Annotated in this window: 8 protein-coding genes; 1 reads left to right on the top strand and 7 read right to left on the bottom strand. The window is 71.7% G+C overall.

The annotated features are described in order from the left end of the window. Nucleotides 1-14: 14 nt before the first annotated feature. The 7 genes from BAW75_RS06195 to BAW75_RS06165 all read right to left on the bottom strand — a co-directional run bounded on the left by BAW75_RS06195 (nt 15) and on the right by BAW75_RS06165 (nt 5453). Nucleotides 15-1124 carry a branched-chain amino acid ABC transporter permease gene (locus tag BAW75_RS06195; RefSeq protein WP_104112938.1) on the bottom strand — a complete coding sequence of 370 codons (1110 nt, stop codon included), beginning with the start codon at nt 1122-1124 and terminating at the stop codon, nt 15-17. Beyond that, nucleotides 1121-2011: a branched-chain amino acid ABC transporter permease gene (locus BAW75_RS06190; protein ID WP_091426567.1), complete on the bottom strand. Its 891-nt coding sequence runs from the start codon at nt 2009-2011 to the stop codon at nt 1121-1123. The genes BAW75_RS06195 and BAW75_RS06190 overlap by 4 nt, the downstream gene beginning before the upstream one ends. Beyond that, nucleotides 2008-2742: an ABC transporter ATP-binding protein gene (locus BAW75_RS06185; protein WP_104112937.1), complete on the bottom strand. Its 735-nt coding sequence runs from the start codon at nt 2740-2742 to the stop codon at nt 2008-2010. The genes BAW75_RS06190 and BAW75_RS06185 overlap by 4 nt, the downstream gene beginning before the upstream one ends. Continuing rightward, nucleotides 2742-3485, bottom strand: a complete 744-nt coding sequence (locus BAW75_RS06180; RefSeq protein ID WP_043328151.1) for an ABC transporter ATP-binding protein — start codon at nt 3483-3485, stop codon at nt 2742-2744. Before BAW75_RS06180 ends, BAW75_RS06185 begins: the two co-directional genes overlap by 1 nt. Before the next feature lie 3 nt (nt 3486-3488). Then, nucleotides 3489-4694 carry a substrate-binding domain-containing protein gene (locus BAW75_RS06175; RefSeq protein WP_030502914.1) on the bottom strand — a complete coding sequence of 402 codons (1206 nt, stop codon included), beginning with the start codon at nt 4692-4694 and terminating at the stop codon, nt 3489-3491. A 214-nt stretch (nt 4695-4908) separates the two neighbouring features. Next, nucleotides 4909-5154, bottom strand: a complete 246-nt coding sequence (locus BAW75_RS06170) for a hypothetical protein (protein ID WP_043328148.1) — start codon at nt 5152-5154, stop codon at nt 4909-4911. Next, a complete protein-coding gene (locus BAW75_RS06165) occupies nt 5151-5453 on the bottom strand; it encodes a DivIVA domain-containing protein (protein WP_043328146.1) in 303 nt (100 codons plus the stop codon). The genes BAW75_RS06170 and BAW75_RS06165 overlap by 4 nt, the downstream gene beginning before the upstream one ends. A gap of 278 nt (nt 5454-5731) precedes the next feature. On the opposite strand from BAW75_RS06165, the gene BAW75_RS06160 reads away from it, so the two are divergent. Beyond that, nucleotides 5732-5959: a GntR family transcriptional regulator gene (locus BAW75_RS06160; RefSeq protein ID WP_064446847.1), complete on the top strand. Its 228-nt coding sequence runs from the start codon at nt 5732-5734 to the stop codon at nt 5957-5959. The last annotated feature ends 207 nt before the right edge of the window (nt 5960-6166 follow it).

Genomic DNA, 6166 nt, shown 5'->3' with positions numbered 1-6166 from the left:
GAGGGGGCCGGAGGTCAGCGGGGTCGGTGGAGGGCCTTCAGGAGGTGGGTCACGCGGGAGCGCAGGCTGGCCAGGCCGCCGGGGAAGAAGTAGACGGCCAGGATGAACACCGTGCCCAGGACGAACAACGGCTGGCTCAGCGGGTGACTGAGGAACGCGGGCAGGCTGTTCACCGCGTCGCTGCTGCCGAACGCGGTGAGCCGGTGGTCCAGGTACATGTACAGGACGCCGCCCAGCACCGGCCCCCACCGCGTACCGGGACCACCGAGCACCACCATGACCAGCAGCGACAGCGTCAGCTCCGACGACGTGATGTGCGGGCTGGCGCCGCCGACGATCAGCACGTAGACCACCCCACCGGCCGACGCGAGCCCGCCCGCGAGCGTGAACGCGACGAGCTTGAACCGGTACGGGTCGAGCCCGAGCACGCCGATCCGCCGCTCGTCGTCGCGCAGCCCAGCCAGCACCCGTCCGGTCGGCGAGGCGCTGACCCGGTGCACGACCAGGACCACCATGGCCAGGTACGCCAGCGCCAGCCAGTACAGGTTCACCGTGTTGGTGACCCCCACCAAGGCAGCCGGCAGCCCCGACACGTCCAGCGGCAGGCCCTCCTCGCCACCGGTGAGGCCGCCGAAGTCGCGGGCCACCAGGATCGCCCCGACCTGCGCGAACGCCAGCGTCACCATGGCGAACGCGATGCCGACGGTGCGCAGCGCCACCGCGCCGAGCAGCGCGGCGAGCGTGGTTCCGCCGATCACCGTGAGCACGGCGGCCTGCCACAGCGGCAGCCCGGCCTTGGTGACCAGGATGTCGGTGCCGTACACGCCGGCGGCGAAGTAGAGGGCGTGGCCGAAGGAGAGCATTCCGGTCCGCCCGAACAGCAGGTCGTATCCGGCCGCGAGCCCGCCGAACACCAGGCAGATGGCGAGCAGTTGCAGCGTGCCCGGCGAGTTCAGCGGCCCCTCGAAGATCCCGGGCAGGTTCAGCGTCGAGTACGGCAGGATCGCCGCCACCACCAGGGCCACCAACGGCAGGTACGGACGCAGGCCGTGCCAGCGGGAACGCCCGGGGGTCAGTTCGTCGGGCACCTGCGCCGGAGGCGCGTCGACCACCGAGTTGGTCATGCGTGAGCCACCTTTCCGGCCAGGCCCTGCGGACGCAGCAGCAGCACCACGGCGAGCAGACCGACCACGCACAGGTCGCCCAGCCCGGACGTGCCGTAGTAGTTGACGAACTGTTGCAGCAGCCCCACCGCGACCGCCGCGTACGCGGACCCGACCACCGAGCCCATCCCGCCGATCACCACCACGATGAAGGCGAAGATCAGCAGCGAGCCGCCCTGCCCCGGCGAGACGGTGCCGAAGTAGACGCCGCCGAGCGCGCCGGCCAGCGCGGCGGCGGCCCCGCCGATCGCGAAGACCAGCGTGAACGCCTTGCGCACGTCGATGCCGAGCGCCGTCACCATCTCCCGGTTCTCCACGCCGGCCCGGATGATCAGGCCGTACCGGGTCCAGCGCAGGAACGCCAGCAGCGCGCCGAGCACCACAGCGGCGGCGACGATCAGCAGCAGCCCGGCGTTCGGCACCTGGGCGCCGAGCACCGATGTGACGCCCCGGCTCCAGTCCGGGCGCGGGAACGGCCGCGGGTCCGCGCCCCAGGTGGCCTGGAGCAGCGCCACCCCGGCGAGCGACAGGCCGACGGTGACGAGCACCTGCTCGATGGTGCGGGAGTAGAGCGGCCGGATCAGCACCAGCTCCACCAGCACCGCGACGAGCGAACCGGCCAGCACGCCGAAGACGACGGCGAGCACGAAGCCGAACCCGTCCGGTCCGGCGCCGGGCAGGTTGCCCGAGGCCCACCAGGTCGCGTACGCGCCGACGCCGAGGAACAGCCCGTGCGCGAAGTTGAGCACGTCGGCGAGGCCGAACACGAGGGACAGGCCGGAGGCGACGAGGAAGTAGAGCGCCGCCAGGCCCAGCCCGGTCAGCGTCAGCAGGACCACAGTGTTCACGCGTGCACCTCCCCGGAGCCAGAACCCACACCGAGCAACGACTTCGTCAACGCGGTCTCCAGCAGCAACTCCTGGGCGTCACCGGTCCAGGCGACCTTGCCGGCGGAGAGCACCACCGCGTCGGTCGCCAGCCGCCGTACCACCGCCAGGTTCTGCTCGACCAGCAGCACCGGCACGGATTCCGCGACCCGTTCCAGCACCTCGGCCACTTCGGTCACCACCTTCGGCGCCAGCCCTTTCGTCGGCTCGTCGACGAGCAGCAGCCGGTTGTCGTTGAGCAGCACCCGGCCGATCGCGAGCATCTGCTGCTGCCCGCCGGACAGCGAGCCGGCCCGTTGCCGCCCGCGCCGCTCCAGCTCCGGGAAGAGCGCGAAGACCTTGTCGTACGCGGGCGCGACGCCGCGCCGTTCCGCGAGCCGCAGGTTCTCCGCGACGGTGAGCCCGGCGAAGACGCAGCGGTCCTCCGGCACGTAGCCGAGGCCGTCGCGGACCAGCCGGTGGGTGGGGCGGGCGAGCAGGCTGCGCGCCCCCATGCGTACGCTGCCGCGCACCTCGCCGCCGCGCGGCGTCAGCCCGACGATCGCGCGCAGCGTGGTGGTCTTGCCGACGCCGTTGCGCCCGAGCAGCACCGTCACGCCGGTCGGCGCGACGTCGAACGACACGCCCTGGAGGATGTGCAGCCCGGCGATCCGCACGGACAGGTCCGCCACGGACAGGACAGGTTCCGCCATCAGAGCGCCTCCCCCAGGTACGCCTCCTGCACTGTGGCGTTCGCCATCACCGTCTCCGGGGTGTCGCACGCCAGCAGCGCGCCGTGGTGCATCACGGCGATCCGGTCGGCTAGTTCCAGGATCACGTCCATGTGGTGTTCCACCATGAGCACCGCCCGGCCGCTGTCCCCGGTCAGCGACTTGATCACGCTGACCAGCTCGGGCACGTCCTCGGCGCTCACCCCGGCCATCGGCTCGTCCAGCAGCATCACCCGGGGCTCCCCGGCGAGCAGCAGCGCGATCTCCAGCTTGCGCTTCTCGCCGTGGGCCAGGGTGCCGGCGAGCGCCGTACCCCTGTGGTGCAGGCCGACCCGGTCGAGCGCCGCGTCGGCGGCGGCGGCCACCTCCCGGTCGGCCGCCGCCCGCCGCCACAGCTTCATCGAGCCACCCCGGTGTGCCTGTACGGCGAGCCGGACGTTCTCCCGCACGCTCAGCGAGCCGAAGACCGAGGACGCCTGGAAGGTACGCCCCAGGCCGAGCCGGGCACGCCGGTGCGGCGCAAGCGCGGTGATGTCCGCGCCGTCCAGCAGGACCGTGCCCTCGGTGGGCCGGCGCAGGCCGGTGATCAGGTTGAACAGGGAGGTCTTGCCGGCGCCGTTGGGCCCGATCACGCCGAGGAACTCCCCCGGCGCCAGATCGAGGTAGACGGAGTCGACGATGGCGACCTCACCGATCCGCCAGGTCAGACCGCGGGTGGCGAGCATCGGTCAGCCCTTCATCTGCGCGACCGGCGGCGCGCTCTCGTCACCGGTGAGCGACTTCTGCGCGGTCGCCGTGAAGGTGGTGCCGCTGCCGGAGAGCTTCGCCTGGTACATCGGCTGGAGCAGCGCGTGGTCCTCGGCGCGGATCTTCATGGTGCCCTTGACGCCCTCGAACTCCCAGCCCTCCAGCGCCTTCACCATCTTCTCCACGTCGTCGCCGCCCTCCTGCACGGCCCGGACGACCATCTGCGCGGCGGCGAACCCGTCCGGGTGGAACAGGTCGAGCGTGCCGCCCGGCACCTTCGCCTTCGCGGCCTTCGCGGCCTCGGTGTCGCTGGCGCCGTCGAAGTAGTGCGACAGGAACGAGATCTTGCTGCCGGCCGCGCCGAACGTCGGCCACGAGGCGCGGATGTCCAGGCCGGTGACGACGGTGGTGGAGGCGAGGACGCCCTGCTGGTCGAGCGTCTGCCACATCGCGCCGGCGGTGGTGCCGGCCCAGGCGACGAAGAGCAGGTCCGGCTTGGCGGCCTTGATCTGGCTGGCGAACGGCGTGAACTCGGTGGCGCTGGCCGGGGCCCGCACGCTGCTCACGTTCGCGCCCGCGCCGCCGATGACGGCCTTGACGGCGGCCTCGTTGGCGTCGCCGAACGCGCCGTCCTGCGCGAACACCACGACCTTCTTGCCGCCCGCGTCGCCGATGAACGACCGGGCGGTCACCACGTCCTGCCACGACTGCCGGCCGGATCGGAACGTGTACTTGTTCGCGCCGGTCACCGCGTCGGTGGCGGCCGGGCCGGAGATGAACAGCACCTTGTTCTGCGCGGCGATCGGCGCGACCTGGAGCGCCACCCCGGAGGAGGTGGACCCGGCGATGATCTTCGTACCCTTGCCGATCAGGTCCTTCGCGGCGGACACGGCCTTGGCCGGGTCGCCCGCGTCGTCGGCCTCGGTCACCTCGATCGTGCGGTCACCGACCTTGCCGGTGCCCTTGGTGGCGAAGTCGAGGCCGGCCTTGAAACCCTCGATGTACTGCTTGCCGTAGCTGGCGAGCGGCCCGGACTGGGAGTAGACCAGACCGACCTTGACCGGGGCGGCGGCGTCGCCGCCGCCGGATGCGGTGTCCTGCGGGCTGCCACAGGCCGTGGCGGCCAGAGCGACCGCCACCGAGGTGGCGGCGGTAAGGAACACCCGTCGCGTGTGCCGGATCGTCATTGCGACTCCAGGTGAGGACAGGGGGAATGTCAGTTGTCGGCTCACGCTAGAAGTGACGTCACCCACGGGCTATGTGGTCGGCGCACACAAGTGCCCGGGACGGGGTGGCCGCTCGTTACAACGCCGGACATCGGCACGTAACCGCGCCGACCCGGGATGGCCGCACCCACCACGCGCAGCTCGCCGGGAATGTCGGCCCACGCCATCGCGCCGGTCACCGCCCGCCGCAGTCCCCGTCGTGGTCGGCCGCCCGTGCGCATCGCCGGCCACCGTCGCGCGGCCGGTCGCACCAGACCCAGTGCCGTACGGACTGATCGTCCTCCCGCGACACGGTCGTCCCGGCGCGCTCCACGTCGGCCAGGAACCCGAGCGCCCGGCAGATGGCCCGCGCGAACCCGCGCGCGCCGTCGAGGTCGGCCGCGAGAACCGGCAGGTGTACGACGAACCGCTCCCGGCTCACCGCTGCGCGCCCGGCGTGAACCGGGACTGCCAGCTCTTGAGCGCCGCCTTGATGCGGGTGTTCTCCTCGGCGTACCGGGACGCGTCGCGCCGGGCCAGCGCCAGGTCACCGGCCACCCGGTAGAGGAAGGCGTGCACCTCCGCCGGGTCGAGTCCGTGCCGCACGGTGCGGAACTTCCGCTCGCGGATCTGCCCGACGCTCAGCGGCCGGCACGACTCCGAGCGGTACCAGCCCTGGTTCGGCGGCCTCCGGGTCCGGTTACGCCGCGCCGACTGGAACAGGTTGAGCACGTTTCGCACGCCGATCCTCCTCACCGAGCCGTGGAGGCGGCCCGCCCGCAGACAGGGGACGCGAGCGGGCCGCCGACCCCGAGACCGCAGCCCGTTCGGCGGTACGGCCCCGGAGCCCAATCCGGGTCCGACTCCCGAGGTTTGCCGAACCAACCGGAGCCGGACGCGGGTCAGCCTACCCAAAATACCTGTGTAGGTCGAGCGCCCACATCGGGCTTCTTGCTTGTTGCAGTTACTGGTGTAGGCCCGGCATGATCGGAGGTGCCGAACCGACCGGAGTCCTCACCATGCCTACAGCCGAAGCGCCATATCGTCAGATCGCCAACGAACTCGCCGCAAAGATCAAGAGTGGCGAGTTGAAGCCCGGCGACAAGCTGCCCTCGACCCGTGAACTCGCCGAAGCCTATGGCGTCCACATGAACACGGCGTCCCGCGCTCTCTCGTTGCTGCACGATCGCGAACTGATCACCGGCCAGCCCGGCCGGGGCACCTATGTAGCCGAACCGCCGGCCTGATCAACTCCACTACGCCGAGGTGGCGGCATCATCGCGCCCGGAAGCAGCCACTTCCCCGAAGTAGCGCCCGCCCCGCCCCGCCCCGCCCGCCCCGCCGAGCCCCGCCGAGCCCCGCCGAGCCCCGCCGATCTTGGAGTTGTGGCGCCTCCGATGCCCGGTTCGCGGCTTACGCGAGGCACCACAAGCCCAAGATCGATGGAGCGGCCC

Origin of the sequence: Micromonospora chalcea, from assembly GCF_002926165.1 — a bacterium.
GTDB classification, from domain to species: Bacteria; Actinomycetota; Actinomycetes; order Mycobacteriales; family Micromonosporaceae; genus Micromonospora; species Micromonospora chalcea.
This window is presented reverse-complemented; position numbering and strand designations above follow the sequence as displayed.

Excerpts from the sequence above, each read along its gene's own strand:
- BAW75_RS06195 (WP_104112938.1), bottom strand. The coding sequence starts at position 1,124 with ATGACCAACTCGGTGGTCGACGCGCCTCCGGCGCAGGTGCCCGACGAA.
- BAW75_RS06185 (WP_104112937.1), bottom strand. The coding sequence starts at position 2,742 with ATGGCGGAACCTGTCCTGTCCGTGGCGGACCTGTCCGTGCGGATCGCC.
- BAW75_RS06180 (WP_043328151.1), bottom strand. The coding sequence starts at position 3,485 with ATGCTCGCCACCCGCGGTCTGACCTGGCGGATCGGTGAGGTCGCCATC.
- BAW75_RS06175 (WP_030502914.1), bottom strand. The coding sequence starts at position 4,694 with ATGACGATCCGGCACACGCGACGGGTGTTCCTTACCGCCGCCACCTCG.
- BAW75_RS06160 (WP_064446847.1), top strand. The coding sequence starts at position 5,732 with ATGCCTACAGCCGAAGCGCCATATCGTCAGATCGCCAACGAACTCGCC.